The sequence below is a fragment of the Symmachiella dynata genome, from assembly GCF_007747995.1.
Lineage (GTDB): Bacteria > Planctomycetota > Planctomycetia > Planctomycetales > Planctomycetaceae > Symmachiella > Symmachiella dynata.
Map to the genome: position 1 here is coordinate 4521867 of NZ_CP036276.1, position 21215 is coordinate 4543081.

The following is a 21215-nucleotide window of genomic DNA, read 5'->3' on the forward strand; positions in this document are numbered from 1 at the left end:
AGCTGCTCAAACGCGTTTTAACCACAGGATCTGGTATGGTTCCAATTCGACCGGGGCGGAGGTCTCAAATGTTTTCTTTTCAATCACATCTTCAAAAAACCGCCCGATCCCAGCCGTGCGGAGTTTGTTGCCTTCTACGCACTGCACCTCTTCAGAGAAATTCGCCAGCACAATCAGGCGATGCCCTTCAAAGATCCGCAAATAGCCCAGGACATGCGAATTGAACGTGTTGATCAACTCCATATTTTGACCCGCCAAGGCCGGCAAGGATTTGCGGAGGGCAATGAGCTGTTGTGTCGATTTGAAAATGTGATTACGGATCGATCCGTTGCCCGATTCGATATGGTCGTTCAATTCTTCCAGATAGTCCCATTGCATTTTCGGCCGATGAATCCAGCGCGAGTCGCCCGCCTTGGCGGGATCGGTGACGAACTCGTAATCGTTGAGCATGCCCCATTCTTCGCCCAGATAGAGCAAAGGAATGCCCCCGATACTGAGCGTGACGCCATGCAACAGAATCATGCGACGAATCGCCAATTCTTTTTTCTCCTCGTCATCCTCTTCGATTGCCTGCTCTAAACCGGCCAACGAGGCCATCGTTCCCGAAATCCGCATGTCACCGGTTTTGATGTTCTCTTGAAAAGGAATCCCGCGAGCAAACGAACCGGGGAATTGTCCCGTGTAAAACTGATTGAGAAATTGTCGATGATCATACGCATTGATTCCGATCATCGCCGCATCGTCGTCATCGAATGTCCAGCCAATGTCATCGTGGCAGCGCAAGTAATTGACCCAGGCGGTGTGTTCCGGCAAACGGTGCCGGTGCCGCAATGTTTGCATGATCAATCCCACTTGCCGCGTGGCCAACGACTCCCAGAGCAAAGCCATCAACGTGGGGTTGTAAGAGAGTTGGCATTCCTGCGGGCTGATGTATTTGACGACCTCATCCGGATGCACGATCGCTTCGGATTTGAACAACAAACTCGGCGTCGAAATGCGTGCCAAATGATTGAAGGCTTGGATCAATAGATGCGCTTCCGGCAAATTTTCACAGCCAGTCCCCATCTGTTTCCAGATAAAGGCCACCGCATCGAGCCTGAGGACATCGACGCCGACATTGGCCAGGAAAAACATCTCTTCCAACATCGCCCGGAACACGGCGGGGTTGCCGTAATTCAGGTCCCATTGAAAGCTGTTGAACGTGGTCCAGACCCATTGCTGCATGCCATCATGCCAGGTGAAATTTCCGCGTCTTACGGTCGGAAAAATCTCACGGAGCGTCGCTTCGTATTGTTCGGGTACGGTCCGGTCAGGGAATAGGTAATAGAACTCTTGGTATTCCCGATCCCCCGCTTGAGCTTTTCTTGCCCAACCGTGATCGTCAGCCGTATGATTAAAAACGAAGTCTAAGACCAGACTGATCCCGGCGCGTCTGAGGTCGGCGGCCAACATCCTTAGGTCATCGATCGTCCCCAATCGCGGATCGACAGAGCGATAATTGCTAATGGCATAACCGCCATCATTGTTGCCCGGTCGCACGGCGAAGAGCGGCATGAGGTGCAGATAGGAGAGGCCCAATTTCTGAAAATAATCGACGTGCTCACGGGCCTTGACGAGATTGTCGCTGAACAGGTCGACATACAGCGCACCGCCGACGATCTTCTCGGATTGAAACCAATCCGGTTCATTGATGCGGTGGCGGTCCAAATCGCGCAGTTCCACCGGACGGTCGGACCAAGCCTGGGCCGCCGTCTGCAGGATACGCTCGATATGAAAAAAGAAGTCGTACCGCGAACCGTACAAGCGAAACAAAATCTCAAACAGCGGACGCCAGTGCGCGTGTAAGCGGCGCTCGAATTCACTGCGCTGCGCCTCATCAATTTCGTTGTTCCGCCAGACTTCCTCCAACCGCGGCTTGAGTCGTTCCAAAGTCAGATCGGCCTTGAACTCAATCCCTTCGGGAGCGCCGTTATCATTCAATCCGATCATTGGGAATGACGATTTTGTCCAAAAAGTTGTAGTATTGTATACCCTCGAGGATTCCGGCCGCGTTTTCGGCCTTCGCGAAATAAATTCGAGGAAGATTTTTCAGTCGATTCAATTCGCTGCTGTGATTGCCTACAACAACGCCCAACGTTCGCCCCAACAACATGCCGGCGTCGTTGCCGGAATCACCGGCCACCAACACATGCTCCGGAGCGAAGCCCCACTTCCACAGCACGTGCCGCATTGATAAGTCGCTGCCGCCGCGGACCGGGATCACATCAAGGTACATTCCCAACGACATGACTATTTTAGCACGCAAGCCCGCTTCGCGCAGACTTTTTTTAATGGAAGCCAAAGTCGGCGAGATACTGAAATCAACTTCATAACTGATTTTGAAATCCGACTGGTGGCTTTCGTCTTGGATGAACAGTCCAGGCAGATTGTCCAGTACTTCGCGTATTTCGCGAGGTTTCCAAGCGTATCCAATGGACTTTTGCCAACTTTTATCCGGGGTCAGGCTTTCTCCGTAATGTAATTGCGTGCCGCAATCAGTATCCATTAGGTCGGGACGCGGCAACCCCAGTTTTTCCACCAACTCTTGGGCGCTGTCCAATCGACGCCCTGTGGCGATACCAAAACCGACATGATCGTTCTCTCGGATCAAGTCGACAAATTCCGCCAACGAGTCCTCATGGCCGGTCAGTGTATTGTCCAAATCGGTAATGATCAACCGGTCAAATTCCGGTAACCGGCGCGTCATCGGCCGGTTCATGAGCGTTGGGGAGGAGGAGTGCTTATGAATATCATCAAGATCCCGCAAATATCGCTTCGCATGGTTACTCCAGGCATAATTCTTACGCGTGCCTTCGATCCCATTGGACGACCACTCCGACCATTCCTCCGGTTCGGTCAGCGTCCGCAATAACGCATGCTCAATCTCCTCGCGGTTTAATGGATCGACCAACAAGCCGTTGCAACAATTCGCAATAATGTCCCGCGGACCGCCGTCATTTGTAGCCACAATCGGCAATCCGGTAGCCCCCGCCTCGAGTAACGTCAAACCGAATGGCTCGGTCAGTGCCGGATTGATGAAGACTCCCCGCGTCGACTCAGCCAAACGATATAAATCGGGCACATCTTCGGGAGCATGGGTTTTCGGATAAGCAACTTTTCCGTAAAGGTTGTACAGGTCGATGAGGTACAGCACATTGTCGATCACTGTCTGCTGAGCTTTGGGCAGTTCGCGAACGTCGTCGCGGGTCCCCAGCACGAGTACCAGATTGGCATGCTCCTGCAATTGCGGACTTTCACCGTAGACCTTGACCAGCATCTCCAAGTTTTTTCGCTCATCCGGCCGAGCCACCGTCAGGATCATGGGCTTATCAGGCTCGCGGAGGAAGCGGCTTAATTCCTCGGCAATCGGACCGGGGCTCCATTTCTCATCGCGGGGATAAAACTGCGTGAGATCAACGCCGGGGGGGATCACCTCCATCCGATCCGGCACGTAGTGGTCGTAGAGTTCGTACTGTTGATGCACCTCTTGGTTCGTGCTAGTGACCACCATCGACGCCGTCTCGAGCGCCATTTCTTCGGCTTCGATGCGTGTGGTAAATTTGAACCGTTTTTCCAGCGTTTCCTCATCCACGCTTCCCAGCGAAAATCGTTGACGTTTGACGCGTCCCAACGAGTGGCCGGTGAACACAAAAGGAATGTGCAGTAATCGAGCCAATTGCGCACCCACCAAGCCGGCGTCGGCATAGTGCCCATGAATGATGTCCGGCAATCCGGTCCGCTTGAAGTGCGGCAGCGTCTGGTCGATGAACATTTCCAGATAAGGCCACAACGACTCTTTGCGCAGATAGCGTTTGGGACCGCACGGGATTCTGACGATTTTCGCGTTCTCTGAAATCGGCTCTTCTAATTGAGCGTAGTCGTCGTCGAGTTTGGGATCTAAAATCTGCCGCGTGAGCAACTCGACTTCACGAACGTGGGGATGTTCCGCCAGCTCGCGAGCCAACTCCAGTACATATTTGACCTGCCCCCCTGTATCGGCGTCGCGCCCCAATTCCGGATTGCGGGCTCGAATTAAGCCATGAATACTGATCAACGTGATCTTCAAATCTTCGGTTCGCGTGGAGGTTGCAAAAGCAACGCCGTCGGAAACAGAAGGTTCAGAACCGTTTGATAATTCCGTGGACATGTTCACCTCAATAAAATTCAGGATCGGCATGCAAACAGTGTGAAGTTGCTATCGTACCGTTTTCACGAAGCCTACGCATCTGTCGCGTGAATTGTCGCGTTGAATTGTCGCATCCATGCAGGTTGTGTTGTTTAGGATTTTGCGGATCCTCCGTGATCACCGGACGGCTGATGTTCCTTTCTCAGTAAGTCGAACACCGTCTTGACCGGAGAAAATACGTCAATGGGAACTTCAACGAATACCGTATTCCAACCCGACATCGTCCCGTTCCACAGCCCCGGCCGTTCCAAGACCGTAGCAAATTTCTCTCCCACCCGCTTGCGCGTGATGATCGCTCGATCATGATCCACAAAGTTCCGTAGATCGAATGGCTTGCCGTTTTCATCCCGTACTGCTGCGGCGATGAACACCGGATTGAAGTGGGTCGCTTTGCCAAAAATCGCCTGTTGCTCGGAGTTCTCCCCATCAACTTCAGCCGACTCGACGATCTCCGCTGAAATGGTGCCATCCGGTTTCTGAACCCAAAACGGCCCCCCGCCCGGCTCCCCGACATTCTCGACCATACCACACACACGCAGCGGACGTCGCAATTGTGCGATGAGCGCTGCACGCAAAGCTTGTTGGTCAGTGGTTTGTGATTGCAGGGAATTCGGAAATGTGACCTTCACAAAATCGGCGGCAGCAGTCACAGCGGCAGCGTCTCCCGTTTCGAGCGCCCGCAGATGTTGGTGAATTGCAGCTTGCAGACGGACGAGATATCCGCCTAATACCTGCATCCATTTGACGGAAGCGTCTTGTGCATGGGCGTGGCCGACATTGTCGATGTTTTTGATAAAAACCAAGTCGCCTTGAACCTCATGCAGATTCTCAACCAACGCTCCATGTCCGCCCGGACGCATGACCGGTTGCCCCTGCTCATCGCGCAACAGTTCTCCATCATCATCCAAAGCAATCGTGTCGGTCGATGGATGTTGCACAGAAAACCCAACATCGAGTGGAGTGTTTTCGCGTGCAGCAGCAAATTTCCGCAACTGATCGGCAAACAAATCGACGTGGTCTGCACCGACGGTAAAATGCGCCTTCAGCGGTTTCCCTTCCGCTCCGAATCCTGCTTCTGCTTCCAACAGATGCTCTTCAAAGGGCGTCCGCGCCTGGTCGGGATACTGATGGAACTTCACCAAACCTTTGGGAAGCCGTCCGAAATCAAGACCGGGGGAGGAGATGACAGCATTCACCACCACATCGTCGTGGGGAGTGGATGACTGATCGTTGAGGTCAATGCCTTGCTCAGTGAACCACTGTTGCACATCGTCGGCGAATGCAAACTGTTCCAACGCCTCGCGAAACCGCTGCTTGTCCTCATCCGAGGTCACCGCAAACATGCGTGTCGCCGCCCCGGAAGCGGGGACAAACTTCAACCACCGTCCCGCGTCGACCGCTGCGCGGTGCGTCGCGATTAACTCGCTGTGCACATCCGCAGGCAACTGCTCAATCCCATCGCCGGTCGTACATGGTCGGACTAATTCAGGCGCCGGTGGCCGGTTCACCATTTGTGCCTGTTGCCGTTGTACCTCATCAAGACTCACACCATATTGCCGCCAGAATTCCTGGTCGGCATCAGTAAACGACATCAATAAATCCATCCTGAATGACTCTGTTGTGTTAAGGAGAAGTTGGCTTCACGCTCAATACATCCAACGGTGCACTTAACGGGGCACAACTTTGCCGGGAGTGGCGACTGGAATCGTGGCAGCCTGAGGGGCCGGATCCAATTTCGCCGCGCCACCGAAATCCACAGTCCCCGTCTCCTGTACGACTTCCTGATCCTGTTTCAACGGTTTCTGTTTTGTATCATGAAAACGCGCGACCGCAACGGTAATGTTGTCTGCTCCACCGGCGGCATTGGCTTTGTTTACCAAGTCTTCGCATATTTGCCGCGCAGAATTCCGCTTCTGCAGGATGTCGGCAATCTCGTCATCCGTCACATGCTGGTGCAAACCATCGGTGCAAAGCAGCAACGTGTCGCCGATGGACAAACTGGAATTGTAAACCTTGGGATCGATGTCCGGTGACTTCCCCCCCACGACATTCCACAGCATCCCTCCGCCAGATGACTCCTGAGCCTCAGAGATTGTACACTCCCTGGCTTCAGCGCGCGCTCCTGCTAAGGTGTGATCTTGGGTGATCTGCTGCAATTCATTGTCATGGCTGAGATAGCAACGGCTATCCCCCACATGCACCACATGCAATGCGGGCCAGTTGACGATTGCAACGGTCAGCGTCGTTCCCATCCCCTGCTTCGCCACGTTCCATTCCGCTTCATCGTGAATACGTCGCTGACATGATTTAAGCGCCGTGACCAAATCAGCGAAGAGCAAACGTTGATCATCACGTTCGGCAGGATGGCCGAAGGCGGACCAGTACATGCGATTGACCATGCAGTTGATAGTCTCATCAACGGCTAACGTGCTCGCCCGGCTACCCGCTGCGGGACTTCCCAAACCATCGGCCACTAGCAGAACTTTTCCCTGCGAATCGCCCGAGACTCGAGAATGATCATCATAACTTAGTGAGGTCGACTGAATTCGCACAGCTTTGACCAAATCGGCGACCAGATACTGATCATCGTTCTCGGCCCGCCGTTGGCCCCGATCAGTCATGGCAAAGCAATCCATTTTGCTGAGATTCATCATCTCTAAAGTCCTTCCTTTCCCCCGTAACGAGACCCTGGCGACACTTCGAACATCTGCAATTTCGCCTGTATCTCAGTCCGGCCCGCATTGTTTGCCTGGTCGGCAACCTTCCAGAGTGGTTTCCTCACGACCATCGACCGTGAACAGAAAACCGCCAGAATCGGCTTCAATGCGACCGCAACGCAGCCCTTGTCGGCAAAATTTGCTTTGAACGTGCTCAGCAATTGATCGTTTCTGCACTGTTACGGCCCATTCTCGTCGACCGATCGTGCGTACGCTCATACGGGGTGAATCAATAACCACAAGACTCCTTATGAAAAACAGTTCGGACATTTCGTGTCGCTGTGCAGCGACCTACCAACAATAGTGCAAACCGCGTGCCAGGACCGTGAGAACTCCAATCGTTCCGACGGTCGACCTTTCCATCTCACTGTAAAAAGAAATTCTCTCAATTGATCAAGCAGTATGAACGACGGTATCAGCCGAAGCACACTTCTGCGTAAAATGAATTCGCACGAGATCGATAAAGCTGATTTTCAATCAAATCAAGATAAAGCAAGACGATCGTAAGGATGTAGAATGGCTGAGGAACCGGGCAAGATTTTACTCCCTGACGGCACCGTCGCGAGTGAAGAAGAAGAAACGACCACCGAGCGAGGAAAGGATCGCAGCTGGGAAGAGGGCCAATACATTCCCGTGATCATCAAACGCAGCGACGAAGTCCGTCGGCACCCCGATGATTCGTTGGAACATGCGATCGACGACGGTCTGGAACAACTGAAACGACCGGCCGTTTCGCTGTTCTTGTCAGCCATTGCGGCAGGCTTAACCGTCGGCTTTTCTGCGATGGCCGTAGCGATTGTCACGCAGGCCGTTGCCCCACTGGAATCAACCTTGCTGACGCGAATCGCCACGGCAGTTGTGTATCCACTGGGATTTGTTTTGTGTGTCATGAGCGGAGCTCAGCTCTACACCGAACACACCGCCACAGCCGTCTATCCGCTGCTCGACCGCCAAGCAACTTTTAAGATGCTGCTCCGATTGTGGGTCATTGTGATTGCCGGCAATCTCTTTGGAGCGGCGGCAAGTGCGTCTTTGTTAACAATGACTGAAACGGTCATTCAAGCCAAGGCGGGTTACGTGGCGATCGGACACCATTTGGTGGAGTTCGACGCCTTTTCGCTCATTGTCAGCGCACTACTCGCCGGTTGGTTGATGGCCCTCGGCGCTTGGCTGGTGATCTCCACAAGAATCGGCTTTAGCCAGATGGTTTCGATCTACGTGGTGACGTTCCTCATTGGATTGGGAGGACTACACCACTCCATCGCCGGCTCCGCCGAGATGTTCACAGCACTGTTCATCAGCGACGAATTCACACTCCGGCAGACGATGCGTTTCATTGGCCTGGCGCTGTTCGGAAACCTAATCGGGGGCAGCCTGTTTGTCGGAGTGCTGAACTACGCCCACATCCGCAAAACGCAACCCGCCAGCGAAGAGTCATCCATCAAGACTGAGGATTCGTAAACTGAGCGGTGCGATCTGCCGCCTCTAGCGAAAGTCAGGGGCGCATAAAAATGGCCCGCGAATTGGCAGGCGCTCGCCTTGGGTAAACCCAAGCTGCCAACTCAAACGGGCCATGAGTAGACTAACGTGCCCTGTTGCATCTTGCAACAATAATCTTTCGATTTTTTTTCCCCGCCAAGTGAAACGTAAGCCAAACGGGTGTCCACGGTGGGAAATCAGATCCGACCACGACTCAACGCGGTGCCAGTAATCCCGGCCAAGCAATTCAGACGATCGCCAAACACCGCATCCCGGGGTGTGCTCAAACCATCGGGAACAGGAGGCTCCAGAACTCGTCGGTTTGACAACGAACTGGCAACGGTCGAATTCCAACAAAAAAACGACTCACAGCGAATTGCCGTGAGTCGTTTTCAATCAAAAGTGCCCAAGAGAGGACTTGAACCTCCACGGGATTATCTCCCACTAGGTCCTGAACCTAGCGCGTCTGCCAATTCCGCCACTTGGGCTGGGCTGGTGCTCTGGCTGCAATTACTTTTCAGCAAAGCACTTGTGTGGGCCAATCCGTGTTCGATCGTAGTTCACACGGGGAACGCTTATGCGAAGCCCGCTGGCGATTTTCGACGGATTCTGGCCGGTCCCCACGTCTTGCGAGCGTTGGGACATCGAGCATTATACAGATTCGTTCTCAGGTTTCTACTGTGAAAATTGACAAACATTCGCCAAGCCTGGTTGTCGATCGCTATGGCGATTCCAGCAGCAAGCCGACTGCTTCGGGCAGCCATCCGCTGTTCCAGGAATGTTCCCGTTTCGGGCCGTCGCGGTAGAGATGTTTGATTTTCAATTCGTCCATCAGAGCGTGAGCAGCGATGTGCTGTTCTTGGAATCCGCCGCAGCCGGCGAGGATCAGCCGGGGTGTTTTTTGTAACAGCGGGGCGCGATTTTTCAGGAGTGACGTCACACGGTAGTTTTCAAAATTCTCCTGTGTGCCAAATATCGGTCCCATTCCGTATTGGTTCGGCTGAGCGACCATCAGCGGGGCATCCCACGCGGCCGCCTTGCTGAAGAGTTCCGGATGCCGCAACAACAGGCTATAGGCCCCGTAGCCTGATTTGCTGAAACCCACCAACAGCCGCCCGTCCGGAGTCGCATCCGCCGGGTAGGCTTGTTCCACAAAAGGGACGACGACGTTTGTGAAATAGGACTCCTGACGAATCGTTGGATCACTAGGATGATCGGCATACCATGGGAGCGTCGAAAACGTGGGGAACACACAAATCAGATGATGCTGAATGTGCAAATCGTGTTTCACGATTTCCGCCACGGGGTCCCCCCAGCGCTGCCCGTTCCCCGCCTCCACCGGCAAGACGTACAATACCTTGAGCTTCTCCTCTGGTTTTCGCTCGCGCGGCAGCAAGACGCGAATTTGCGTTTCGCCAGCTTGGTAGGGAGAGGTCACAGTGTGGAGACGTACGTCGTGCTTCTCCTTCTGCGCCGTGGAAATCGAAACCTTCTCGTCTGCCAGTGCGGATCCCAAATCTGCTTGCTGCAGGACTAGCAATACCACCACCCAACTCAGCAGCAACTGTCCGCGATAAATGTCACGTGGCATGGATAGGCTCTCTGCAGCTCCATTTTTGTCCGAGCATCGAAACACGTTACGGAATCCTCGGAAGCGGCTGTTGTGCTGACCAGCAGCCAACTGCATGCCCACTGTATCACGTGCGACGGCGTCGGGCTATAATCACAGAGACGAATGATCGCTGCAACAGGACGGTTGCGGCGATTCCACAAACAGAACCGATTTGCTCAAACGATACGAGGAATTCATCATGCGGCGTGGCGGTATGCGATTGGCCATTTTATTGAGTGTCTTGTGCGGATTGACGGGGCGGAGTTGGGCGGAAGAGAAAACCAGCGTCGACACCACGCGGGGCGACCGCATGCTCAAGGCGTACTTCCGCACCGAAACCGCGAAGATTTCCGACGTCTCTTTAAAGGACATCAAAACCGCCGAGGACTGGAAAGCTCATCGCGAATTGTTCCATGCCCAACTGCAGGAAATGCTCGGCCTCGATCCGTTGCCGGAAAAAACGCCTCTGGAGGCAGTCGTTACCGGCACGGTGCAGCATGAAGAGTTCACCGTCGAGAAAGTGCAGTTCCAATCGCGCCCCGGTTTGTACGTCACGGGCAATTTGTATCTTCCCAAGAACCTCGACAAACCAGCGCCGACGATTCTCTACGTCTGCGGACACGGTAAAGTCAAAAAGAACGGCATCAGCTACGGCAACAAGACACACTACCAACACCACGGTGCATGGTTCGCCCGCAACGGCTATGTCTGCTTGATGATCGACACGTTGCAGTTGGGTGAAATCGAAGGACTGCACCACGGAACGCACAACAAGGGCATGTGGTGGTGGAATGCTCGCGGCTATACGCCGGCGGGAGTGGAAGCCTGGAACTGCGTCCGCGCGATCGATTACTTGCAATCGCGCAAGGAAGTCGATCCGGAGCGGATCGGAGCGACGGGACGTTCCGGCGGCGGCGCTTATACGTGGTGGATTTCCGCTCTGGATGAACGAATCAAAGTCGCCGTGCCGGTGGCCGGCATTACCGATTTGGAGAATCATGTCGTCGATGGCGTCGTCGAGGGGCATTGTGACTGTATGTTCATGGTCAATACCTATCGCTGGGACTACGCCCAGGTGGCCGCTCTGGTCGCTCCACGGCCACTATTGATTTCCAACACCGACAAGGACCGGATCTTCCCGCTCGACGGCGTGGTGCGCGTGCACGAGCAGGTCCGCAACATCTACGACTTACTCGGAGCCGGAGATAAACTCGGTCTGCAAATTGTCGAAGGGCCGCACGCCGACACGCAGGTGCTGCGGATCCATGCGTTTCAATGGTTCGATCGCTTTCTCAAAGGGGATTCACCGCTGATCGAAACGGCAGCAACAAAATTCTTCACACCGGAACAGTTGCGCGTTTTTGAAGAAAACCCAACCGACGAGAAAAACACGACCATCCACGAAACTTTTACCCAAACAGCAGACCTACCCGAGTCGATCACGACCGATTCGCAATGGACGGCTGCCCGCGATGGTTGGCTGACGGCGCTACGGGAAAAATCATTCCGCGCCTGGCCCCAAGAAGAGACCGCCGATGCCAGATCGCTCGACCTAAAACCGGCCTTTTCCGTCGCTCGCGACGGCGTGCACTTTAGCGCTTATGATTTCACCTCGCAGGAGAATATCGAACTTCGGTTGTATGTCACGTATCGTGAGGGCTTAAAGCCGAGTGAACTGGATCTGGTCGTGATGAACGTTCTCGACGAAGCGGGCTGGAAGGATTTCCTGGCAATGATGCGTCCGCAGTTTGCCGAGCAACTGGCAGGAGAACAACTGCCCGAAGGTGACAAAAAGGCATTTGCGGAACAACGCGATATGTTCAAAAGCTTCAAGTGGGGTATGGCCTATATCGCTCCGCGTGGCGTTGGTCCCACGATCTGGAATCAAAACAAGAAGAAGAATACACACATTCGCCGACGGTTCATGTTATTGGGACAAACCATTGACGGCATGCGAGTCTGGGACATCCGCCGTGCAGCACAAGCCTTGGAAGCGATCAAGGGATTCCAAGACGTGCCGCTGTGGTTACAAGCACACGGCCATTCGGCGGGACTGGCGTTGTATGCGTCGCTGTTTGAACCGGCGGTGAAGCGGTTGGATCTCTATAACCTGCCCACATCGCATCACGACGGTCCGACGTTCCTCAATGTGCTGCGTTATTTGGACGTCCCACAAGCGGTCACTATGGCTGCCGAGAACACCCAAGTGCGAATTTACGACGGCGAAGCTGCCCATTGGCAATTCGCAGCGGACACCGCCAAGAATCTGGGCTGGGATGAGAAGCAATTGCAAATCCGCAAACCTCCTCAAAAGTAACCCGCCCAGTAGAGCAGACACTACGTACGTCGGAGAACACGATGAAACGATCGGCAATTTTTTTAGCTGTCCTGTGCCTTCTGGGTGTCTGGTCCGTGTGCGGATCCACGGTCGTCGCTGAGGATGCCGCTGTCACCAGTCTGGCTGATCGATATGAATGGGTCAGCGTGAATCCCAAGGCCCCATTCATGCCGCGCGACGGCGCCGGGGCCTTGTCCTATCGCGGGCGGATGTGGCTGATTGGCGGCTGGAACCCGATGCGTCTCAAACGCAAATGCAGTAACGACGTCTGGAGTTCCCCCAACGGCCGCGACTGGACGGAGATTAAGCCGAACACATTTTTGGGGACAGACTTTGATTCCGCCAAAGATTGGGAGGGACGCCATACCGCTGGGTACGCCGTGTTCCAAGACAAAATGTGGATCATCGGCGGCGATCCGCTCCAAGGGCATCACCAAAGTGACATCTGGAATTCGACAAACGGTAAAGATTGGACACTCGTCCTGAAAAAGGCCCCCTGGGGTCCGCGTGCCTTGCACTACACCGTTGTGCATGACGAAAAACTATGGGTCATCGGTGGCCAGACGATGCCGGCATTCGCCCCTGCCGATGAAGCGTTTTATCGCGACGTTTGGAACAGCAGCGACGGCATCCATTGGAAAAAGATCGAGCCGCAAGAACCCTGCTGGTCACCGCGCGGTATGATCGGCGGGGCTGCGGTGCTCAACGGTCGCATCTGGATCCTGGGTGGCGGGACGTATGACACCCCCACCACGCAGCACCGCAATTTCTACAACGACGTCTGGAGCACGACCAACGGCATCGAATGGAAACGACACGCTGCGGCGCCTCCGTGGAAGCCGCGACAATACCACGACGTCGCCGCCTTCGACGGTCGGCTCTGGGTCCTGGAAGGTTGGAACCAAGCGAACCGCAACGACGTCTGGGCCTCGACCGACGGCACCGAATGGCAAGAACTCCCTGGCACCCCCTGGAAACCCCGCCACGCCGCCAGCGCCTTTGTCTTCAAAGATGCCCTCTGGATGGTCGCGGGAAACAACTTCGAAAGCGACGTCTGGAAACTCACCCGCAAACCGTCAAAGCCGTAGGATGCGTCGCGACGCACCATTCTCGCATAGGACAACAGATTCCCCCAACGCACCAATGCGCTGTACACGCATCGGCGAAATATTTTAGCCAAAGAGCACATAGCGGGGATGACCGACCACAGTTGTGCGAAAACCCTCACCCCTGGCCCTCTCCCAGAGGGAGAGGGAGTTTGTGATTGCAGTGCGTCGATCTATTTGATTATGCAAGCATGATCCCCATCATTAGCAAACACGTTCGCCGCAACAACGATCGTCATCAGCGTTTCATCCGTGGCTAAGAGTCCTGAGCACCAGGCAAGTCACACGTAGCGAATTCCCCATAGTCCGGGCGGTCGGCGGACGTTTTGTATTCAAAACTGCGCACGATTTCGCCGTGATGCACGATAAAAGCGCCCGGCATTTGTAGGACGTCGCCGATCATGCGGCCCACGCCGTGGCGTTTGAATATTGTGGCCACCATCCCTCGCCACCAGACCCTCGGACCGGCGACTTGCCGGTGACTCCCGCGTTGTAGTCCAAATTCGCGGTAGACCTCGCACTCGGGATCGCTGATGCGGGGCAGATCGTCCAATCCGTACTTGGCGAAATAGTTCGCAGCGAACTCGTCGTCGTACATGTGAACCAACACGATGCCCACGCCGGCGTGTTGAATCGTGTCGCGTTTCTCTGCGATTTCCGCCAGGGCTTCACGACAAAAGGGACAACCACTGTGCCGCAAGAAGACAACCAGCAACGGGCGTGTCTGTGACAAATCGGCAAGGTTCTCACCGGTATTGGTAACGGCCGCCATCGTGCAAGTTTTCGTAGCATCCTGTTTCATCAACTCGACACCGTTTGCGGATCAGTATTCGTTGGTTCGTCGATTTCGACGCCATTGAGGCTCAGAACCAAACGTTTTTTGAAAGTTTTCTTGAACGACCACGTATGATTCTGGAGTTCACCGATTTCCAATTGGCAGTCTCCCGCAGCCGTCACGTTTAATTGTGTCGTTTTTTTGTCTTTCGGCCGAAACTCGACCTGTTTCACAACTTGGCCATGCGTGCGATCCAGGCTTTCGGCCAATCGCAACAGCACACACAGAATCCGTACCACGCGGCGATGTCGTTTATCCAACTCGGCGAATTGGGGATGTTTCCGGCGGGGATACGATTTGTGGTGATATAACACGGTGACGGCCATGACGGCAATTTCCGTTTCATCGAATCCTAAAAGCTCGGCATTGCGGATGAAATAATAGGAATGCGCGCGGTGCCTGCGATAGGACAAAAAGATCCCCACATCGTGCAACAGACCGGCATACTCCAGCAGTTCCCGTTCGGATTCACCCAGCTTGTGCAGGCCGGCCGCTTTGCTACTGTCGAACAATTGTAGCGCCAGTTCCGCAACGTGCTTGGCGTGGGCTTCTTCGAATCCGCACGAATGCCCTAACTGCAAAATGCTTCGTTTGCGAAACGTGCGATGGTCCATCCACTCGCCGTCGCCGCTGCCGGAGAGGTAATCAATCGGCATTCCTTCGCGCAGTCCGCGATCACTGATGCGGATCTCGGACAGATTCAAATCCTCCATCAACGTGTCGATGATCGCCGCCCCGGGGATGATGATGTCGGCCCGCTCAGGATTGATCCCCGGCACCTTGGCTCGCTCTTCGACCGACAAGCCGCATAAATGGGCGACGACTGTTTTCAAATCGGCCCGTGTCAAAACGTCAACCGAGCCGCTGCCGCTCGGATGACATAACTTGGCCGCGATTTCCGCCAGATTGATCAGCGTGCCCGAACTGCCGACTGCGCGACTGAATTTCAACGGCTTGACCCGCTGTATCGTCCGCACCGACGATTGACGCACATGACGCTGAATTTTTTTATACCGTCGCTGCGTGACCGGACCGGTTTCCAACGGCGAGAAAAACTTTGTAAATAACCGGATCGCCCCCAAATTGAGGGAATCCAGATAAAAGTACTCCTGTTGGTTGCCAACGATGATTTCCGTACTGCCGCCGCCAATGTCGATGAACAGCGCCTTCTCATCTCCCAGTTTCAAGCCGCTGGAAACGCCTAAATAAATCAGCCGCGCTTCCTCCTTGCCGGAAATAATACGGACATCCACACCCGCTTCTCGTCGTAACCGTTTGAGAAACACATCCTTATTGCGGGCATCGCGGCTGGCCGATGTTGCAACGGCCACAATATTCTCAGCATCGTAACCTTGTGCCATTTCCACAAATTTCCGGCACACCAAAGCTGCGCGATGCATCGCCTGTGGTTGCAGCACGTTGGCGATAAACTCCCCTTCTCCGAGCCGCACCACTTCCTTGAGCCGGTTTAACTCCGAATAGGCACGATCGGGATGCGAACGGACAACCAACAGCCGCGCGGAGTTTGTCCCCAGATCGATAAACCCAACAACATGTTCCTCACCAGTACTCAAGTTGCACTCCTCTCACGGCGCGACTGAAAATTGTTCCAGCAAGTGAGCTTCATCGTAATTCTAACAACGCGCTTAACGAAAACGCACTGCTGCAGGCTCGTTTCACCCTCGTTCTTGGTCAATTCCCGTATATGATACGGATTTGCATGGAGAGCATGGGATGGCAATTCACTATCGCGAAGAAACCGCGGACGATCAGCGAGCGATCCACCAAGTCAATACGGCGGCGTTCGGCCAGCCTGCTGAAGGGAACCTCGTTGACCTATTGCGGAACGACGGCTTGGTCGTTGTCTCTTATGTGGCCATCTCGAGCGACACGGTTGTCGGACATATCCTCTTTAGTGAACTGCCAATTGAAACTGAACAAACGACGATACCCGCGGTGGCGTTGGCTCCCATGGCGGTCTTGCCGCAATTCCAAAGGCAGGGCATTGGTTCTGAATTAGTACAGCGCGGTTTGGATATCTGCCGGGAACGGGGACAACAGGCGGTGATTGTTTTGGGGCATCCCGATTACTACCCGCGATTCGGCTTTTCACCCGAGTTGGCCGAACGGATCTCCTCGCCATTTTCCGGCGAAGCCTTCATGGCGCTCGAACTAGTTGCGGGAGTCCTGGAAAATGTCCAAGGGCAGGTTACCTATCCGCCGCCGTTTTTTTCGGTGTGACCTTTTCAAGGGAACCGCCGCGCGATTCTCCACCCCGCACTACCATTGAATATCGTGCGGTGACCTTCGCTCAGTATTCACGCGGGCCTCGGCAATCGTCCCCTGCCCGAGTTTGACCACCCGATGTGCCAAGTGCGAGATGGGGTTGTTGTGCGTAATTAACACGACCGTTTTGCCTAACTCTGTACACAACCGGTCTAATAGCTCCAGCACCATGCGTCCCGTTGACAAATCGAGCGCGCCGGTTGGTTCGTCACAAAGCAGCAACGTCGGATCCTTGGCCAGAGCGCGGGCAATCGCCACGCGTTGTTGCTCGCCACCGGAAAGCTGTGAAGGGAAATGATCTTTGCGATCGCCCAGTCCCACCATTTCCAACACTTCGTCTACGTCCAGCGGTGTTCGAGAAATTTCGGTGGAAACCAGCACGTTTTCGCGGGCCGTCAACGTCGGCACAAGATTGTAGAATTGAAACACGAAACCCACATGCTCGCGGCGATAGGCGGTCAATTCCCGCTCGTTGAGCTGGGCCAAATCGCGGTCTTGGAATAAAACGTCGCCCGCAGTGGGGCTATCAATCCCACCGATGATGTTCAACAGCGTGCTTTTACCCGATCCCGACGGACCGACGATGACCATGATCTCGCCGGCGTAGATCTCCAAGTCGACGTCGTGCAACACGGGCACTTCGACTTCGCCCATGCGATAGGTCTTGCTCACCCCCGAAAGCTGAAACAGTGTCCGTGTCGCTGTGGTTGCCAACAGGTTCCCTCCCTGAATCAAGCGATCGAATCTGCGTCGGGCGCGGACGTCCCCGGAAGCGGAATCGCGCCGGCGGGTGGCGTTCCGTTTCCAGCAGCGATGTATGCGGCTCGTTGTTCCGCATATTCCTCAGCTGTCTGCGACTCATTGCCCGGCTCGTTGGTTGCGGCAGCCGCCTCAAAGTATCGTTTCAAATACGAAACACACCAACCACAGCCCGTTCCCGCGCCGCCGCACTGGCTGACTTGGCTGGGACGTTTCAAGTTGTGAATGCGGATGTAGTTGACAATCTTCCGCTTGCTCACGTGGAAACAGTAGCAAATTGTATCGTCGAGTTCCAAAGCCGGACTCACTTCCCCATCGACCGCAAGATAAAATCAAGCGGCATTATTTTTTGTTCACTTCTCGAATCACGATCTTCCCACCCCCAATTGTCGCACCCAAACCGACAGATTCAAGCAACTGCTCAAAAACTTCTCCCACCGTCACATCTTCATACTCCAACTGCACTGGGTGGTCCCAAATCTTTTTCTCATCCTTCCAGCGACGAACGTCGTAATCCAACGGGACAGCCACCATTTCCGCGAGTTCTTCAAACACCGGACCGAACGTAGCCCCGTCACCCGATCGGTACCGGAGCACCGGTTGGTCCAAGCGTGCGTGGATCTGTTTGTCGGTCAGTGGAGGCGGTTTTGCGGCCGCCTCTTTTTCGGCGCGCTGTTGTTTCTCCGTTTCCGCGATTTCATCGACGATCTGGGTCAATTCATCAATCGAAACGTCATTGGCCGGCGGGGTCTCGTCGCCTTCTTTTTCCTCAGTCGTTTTATCTTTCACCGGTTCTTCGTTGGCGGCGATCACTTGTGGCGGATGTTCGCGGTAATAGGCATCAGTCATCGCCGCTTCGCTTCGCAAAATGGCGGCATCGGTTTGTGTGGAATGAAACTTCACACTGCCATCGGCCATCAATACCCACATCCCGTCCTCTTGACCGCTGCCAAACCCATCAGGCCCGTTGATATACGGCTCGTCAACAAATCCCCGCACCGTCGCCGGACCACCGGCCGCCCAAGAGCCCAAGCGGGACTGAACACCCGCCACCATCATGGTCTGGGCCAATCCGTCTTTGACATCCGCCTCGGTGGTTTTCCGGTCATAGCCAAAAACCCCCGCGCGCTCGTGCGACACAGGAAGTGTCGCGGCATCATCCCCCACACCTGCGATGCCCACAAAATGACTAGCGGGAAAACCATTCTCACCCACCAATTGCTCCAAGTCAGGATTCAAAAACACCGGCATGCGACGTCGTACAAAACGTTGGTTCACCACATCACTCCAGGATTGGTCCCAACGGGGTGCCAATTCGCGCCCCGAGGATTGTGCGGATAAGTGCGCTAACCAACTAAACCGCTCGGTAGGCTCGCCGGAGCCACGCGTCCCTAGTGGAAAATGTCCGGTGTTCTGCCGCTGTTGCTGAATCAATTGGCCAAGGCGAGTTAATTGCCCTTTCGCATCAACCCCCGGTGCGTCCAACAACGAAAGTGTCGGCTCGACGTTGTCGTTGTTCTCGCCACTTTCATCTTTATCCCCCTCGTCGTTCTCAAGGGGAACGTCCGGTGCCTTTTCCTTGGGTGCGGCGGCCAGCGCGGCCTTGGTTGCTGCGACATTCTCGACGCGCGATGGAGCCGAGTCGGTGGCGATGACGACCGCCATACAGATTCCAAAGACGGCAGCAACGGCCCAAGCAATCACATGCGGCTCTTTCCACCAATCGGCATTGCCCGCACCTTCGTCGTCCATTGTTGCGGCGGTTGCGTGAGCGTGCGTTGGGGCCAGTGCTTGTTCAGTCGGCGCATTCTCGCTCGTCACCGACGGGACATCTAAGATTGATACGTGCTGGCCGTCATAGGCTAACCGGAACGCTTCGCCGCAATCGGGGCAAGGAACTTCGCGACCGACCAGTGTACTATCCTTGACCCTCAGCAATGCGGCACAGTGCGGACATTGAAACGAAAATGGTTGCATAACAGTCGGCCCTCACCAGCGACTCACTCGTCTCCAATTGCAGGACATCTACGCTCACCTTCGCGCGTCAAGGTTCCGACGGGGCTGCGGATCCCAACGGCAACGGTTCTTCACCCCGTTCCTTTGCCGCCTTGACGCTTGTGATCACAGCGCGGTCTTGGGCTTCACGGACGACCAGGACCATCCCTTCTTCGGTCAAAATCCGATCCAGCACAGCCGTCGCCGGTGTCTGCTGCATCGTGAATTCCTGTGGTATATTTTGTGTGACTCCGATCAACATCAAGTCATCCCCCAAGATTTCCAGCTCCACACCGGTTTCGCTTGCGATATAGGCAATGGCTTCGTGCAGCGGTGTTCGGCGAAATTCACAGTCAATCGGTTTCGCCAACCGCTGCGCAATGGTTGTCGGAATGGGGGCGGGGTTTGTCGCAGCGACCGTATCGGGTGTCGGCGAGGCTTCGCGCAACGATTCCCGCCACGCCAATCGAGAAGCCAGCGCCAAATTCGGTCCCGCGATTTCTGGAAGCTGCGTCTCCACTATCGCATGCCCCCCTTCCCTTTGAATATTCGTCCTACGTTCCACCGCTAAACACATCGCCGGAAAACGCCCCAACACCCGTTTCGTCCCCAAACTCTCAGGATTCCACAGCGAGACCGTTTCCAACATCGATTCCGGCAATCGCTGCATATTCTCCGTCATCCCCCGCTGTAATCGGTCGAGATCGAAACGGGTTCGAGGCTGCACGACCGCCCGCGAGCGAAACGCTGGCTGTAGCCGCACACCCCACGAAAGAGTGGCCGCATCGTCCCCCAGCCAGTCCAACACGGAGGCCACTAATCTAAATACGTCCTCCGACACCAACGATTCACTATGAATTCGTAAATCAGCCGGTTCGCAAATCACGGTCAATTGGTCGCGACGGTCACTTTGCCGCACAATACGCAGCAAATTTTCGCGCGTCATGGCCGGATTTTTGATTGTTTCGCTCCAATCCGCAACCATGCCTGAGGGGCAAAAGGCAAAGGTTTGCTCATCGATCAACAAATACGACCGTGTCGGACCCACGTAATAGGGTAGCTCGATATCACTTTTCCGTTCCCCCTTAAAGAGCGGGATCAATTCCGAGCGTTTACTCGGTTCGGCCAGCGTAATCAACCCAGCCGTCTCCACGGCCTCTCCGGGTGAGCCGAAATAAAAGCAAAACTTGGCTTCTTGAATTTCTTCGGGAGCGAACAGACACCTCTGCTCGATCCATTCGGTCAGACTCTCCCGCAATGGCTCGCCAAGACAGTCCAACACGTTGCCCCCCGCCGGAGTAGCGGCCCAGATTTCTGCCGGACGCAGATGCACCAGCATGCCCATACCGTGCGGGACGTATCGCAGGTCGATCGCCGGTCCCTTGGTGATTGCCGGCAACGCACTCGTAGTTGCCGGTTGCGTTTGCGCTGACGGAGGCGGTGGCGCTTGATCGGGCGTCGCTGGATTCACATGGGCGACCGCCGGATCTGCACCGCGCTGAGTCAGCCACCATCCGCCACCAATTAGGGCCAAACAGACCACGGCCGCTGCTGCGATCCACACTCCCCCCCGATTGCGTCGACGGCGGGCGCGCAGTTGCGCTGCGACACTCGGTTCATCGGCGACATTAATCTGTATTCCCGCTGCGGGCGCGGGAGTGACAGCTGGCTGAGGAGGTTCCGGTGTCTTGGCCGGTTCCGCCAATTCCAACTCGATTGCCGCCGGATCGGTGAGTGGAAAGCGGGTTTCACATTGCGGGCACTTGCCGATCTTACCCAACAGCTTCGGATCGCGCAATTTTAATTTTGAACCGCACTGCGGACAAGGAATCACAATCGGTTGCATGAAGCGCTCCGAAACTA

General features: G+C 55.0%; 15 protein-coding genes and 1 tRNA gene. 4 read left to right on the forward strand and 12 right to left on the reverse strand.

Annotated elements, in window-relative coordinates; translation table 11 throughout:
- Window positions 1–6: 6 nt before the first annotated feature.
- The 4 genes from Mal52_RS17075 to Mal52_RS17090 all read right to left on the reverse strand — a co-directional run bounded on the left by Mal52_RS17075 (window position 7) and on the right by Mal52_RS17090 (window position 6879).
- Window positions 7–1989: an amylosucrase gene (locus Mal52_RS17075; protein ID WP_145377509.1), complete on the reverse strand. Its 1983-nt coding sequence runs from the start codon at window positions 1987–1989 to the stop codon at window positions 7–9.
- Complete coding sequence (locus Mal52_RS17080; protein ID WP_145377511.1) at window positions 1973–4186, reverse strand: HAD-IIB family hydrolase; 2214 nt, start codon at window positions 4184–4186, stop codon at window positions 1973–1975. Before Mal52_RS17080 ends, Mal52_RS17075 begins: the two co-directional genes overlap by 17 nt.
- 131 nt (window positions 4187–4317) lie before the next feature.
- Complete coding sequence (locus Mal52_RS17085) at window positions 4318–5817, reverse strand: DUF4301 family protein (RefSeq protein ID WP_197534271.1); 1500 nt, start codon at window positions 5815–5817, stop codon at window positions 4318–4320.
- Between the two features lie 75 nt (window positions 5818–5892).
- Entirely contained in the window at window positions 5893–6879 is a 987-nt protein-coding gene (locus Mal52_RS17090; RefSeq protein ID WP_145377515.1) for a PP2C family protein-serine/threonine phosphatase, read from the reverse strand.
- 579 nt (window positions 6880–7458) lie between these two features.
- On the opposite strand from Mal52_RS17090, the gene Mal52_RS17095 reads away from it, so the two are divergent.
- Window positions 7459–8403, forward strand: coding sequence for a formate/nitrite transporter family protein (locus Mal52_RS17095; protein WP_145377517.1), 945 nt, complete (start codon window positions 7459–7461; stop codon window positions 8401–8403).
- Between the two features lie 421 nt (window positions 8404–8824).
- Here Mal52_RS17095 and Mal52_RS17100 read toward each other — a convergent pair.
- Both Mal52_RS17100 and Mal52_RS17105 read right to left on the reverse strand, forming a co-directional pair.
- Window positions 8825–8909, reverse strand: a tRNA-Leu gene (locus Mal52_RS17100).
- A gap of 233 nt (window positions 8910–9142) precedes the next feature.
- Window positions 9143–10012: an alpha/beta hydrolase-fold protein gene (locus tag Mal52_RS17105; protein WP_197534272.1), complete on the reverse strand. Its 870-nt coding sequence runs from the start codon at window positions 10010–10012 to the stop codon at window positions 9143–9145.
- A gap of 220 nt (window positions 10013–10232) precedes the next feature.
- Here Mal52_RS17105 and Mal52_RS17110 point away from each other — a divergent pair, with 220 nt between their 5' ends.
- Both Mal52_RS17110 and Mal52_RS17115 read left to right on the forward strand, forming a co-directional pair.
- A complete protein-coding gene (locus tag Mal52_RS17110) occupies window positions 10233–12350 on the forward strand; it encodes an alpha/beta hydrolase (RefSeq protein WP_197534273.1) in 2118 nt (705 codons plus the stop codon).
- Window positions 12351–12391: 41 nt separating this feature from the next.
- Window positions 12392–13459, forward strand: coding sequence for a Kelch repeat-containing protein (locus Mal52_RS17115; protein ID WP_145377521.1), 1068 nt, complete (start codon window positions 12392–12394; stop codon window positions 13457–13459).
- 274 nt (window positions 13460–13733) lie between these two features.
- Here Mal52_RS17115 and Mal52_RS17120 read toward each other — a convergent pair whose 3' ends face one another.
- Together Mal52_RS17120 and Mal52_RS17125 are read right to left on the reverse strand one after the other, a co-directional pair.
- Window positions 13734–14279, reverse strand: coding sequence for a peroxiredoxin-like family protein (locus Mal52_RS17120; RefSeq protein ID WP_145377523.1), 546 nt, complete (start codon window positions 14277–14279; stop codon window positions 13734–13736).
- Window positions 14279–15886 carry a Ppx/GppA phosphatase family protein gene (locus Mal52_RS17125; RefSeq protein ID WP_145377525.1) on the reverse strand — a complete coding sequence of 536 codons (1608 nt, stop codon included), beginning with the start codon at window positions 15884–15886 and terminating at the stop codon, window positions 14279–14281. Before Mal52_RS17125 ends, Mal52_RS17120 begins: the two co-directional genes overlap by 1 nt.
- A 160-nt stretch (window positions 15887–16046) precedes the next feature.
- Between Mal52_RS17125 and Mal52_RS17130 the strand changes: the two genes are divergently transcribed.
- Window positions 16047–16553 (forward strand): GNAT family N-acetyltransferase, encoded by a 507-nt coding sequence (locus Mal52_RS17130; RefSeq protein WP_145377527.1) that lies wholly within the window; start codon window positions 16047–16049, stop codon window positions 16551–16553.
- Window positions 16554–16592: 39 nt separating this feature from the next.
- Here the strand turns inward: Mal52_RS17130 and Mal52_RS17135 are convergent, their stop codons facing one another.
- The 4 genes from Mal52_RS17135 to Mal52_RS17150 form a co-directional block, all read right to left on the reverse strand.
- Window positions 16593–17252: an ABC transporter ATP-binding protein gene (locus tag Mal52_RS17135; RefSeq protein WP_145380688.1), complete on the reverse strand. Its 660-nt coding sequence runs from the start codon at window positions 17250–17252 to the stop codon at window positions 16593–16595.
- A gap of 77 nt (window positions 17253–17329) precedes the next feature.
- Entirely contained in the window at window positions 17330–17665 is a 336-nt protein-coding gene (locus tag Mal52_RS17140) for a (2Fe-2S)-binding protein (RefSeq protein WP_231962377.1), read from the reverse strand.
- Window positions 17666–17699: 34 nt separating this feature from the next.
- Window positions 17700–19334 (reverse strand): MJ0042-type zinc finger domain-containing protein, encoded by a 1635-nt coding sequence (locus Mal52_RS17145; RefSeq protein ID WP_145377529.1) that lies wholly within the window; start codon window positions 19332–19334, stop codon window positions 17700–17702.
- Between the two features lie 67 nt (window positions 19335–19401).
- Window positions 19402–21198: a hypothetical protein gene (locus tag Mal52_RS17150; protein WP_145377530.1), complete on the reverse strand. Its 1797-nt coding sequence runs from the start codon at window positions 21196–21198 to the stop codon at window positions 19402–19404.
- Window positions 21199–21215: the final 17 nt, after the last annotated feature.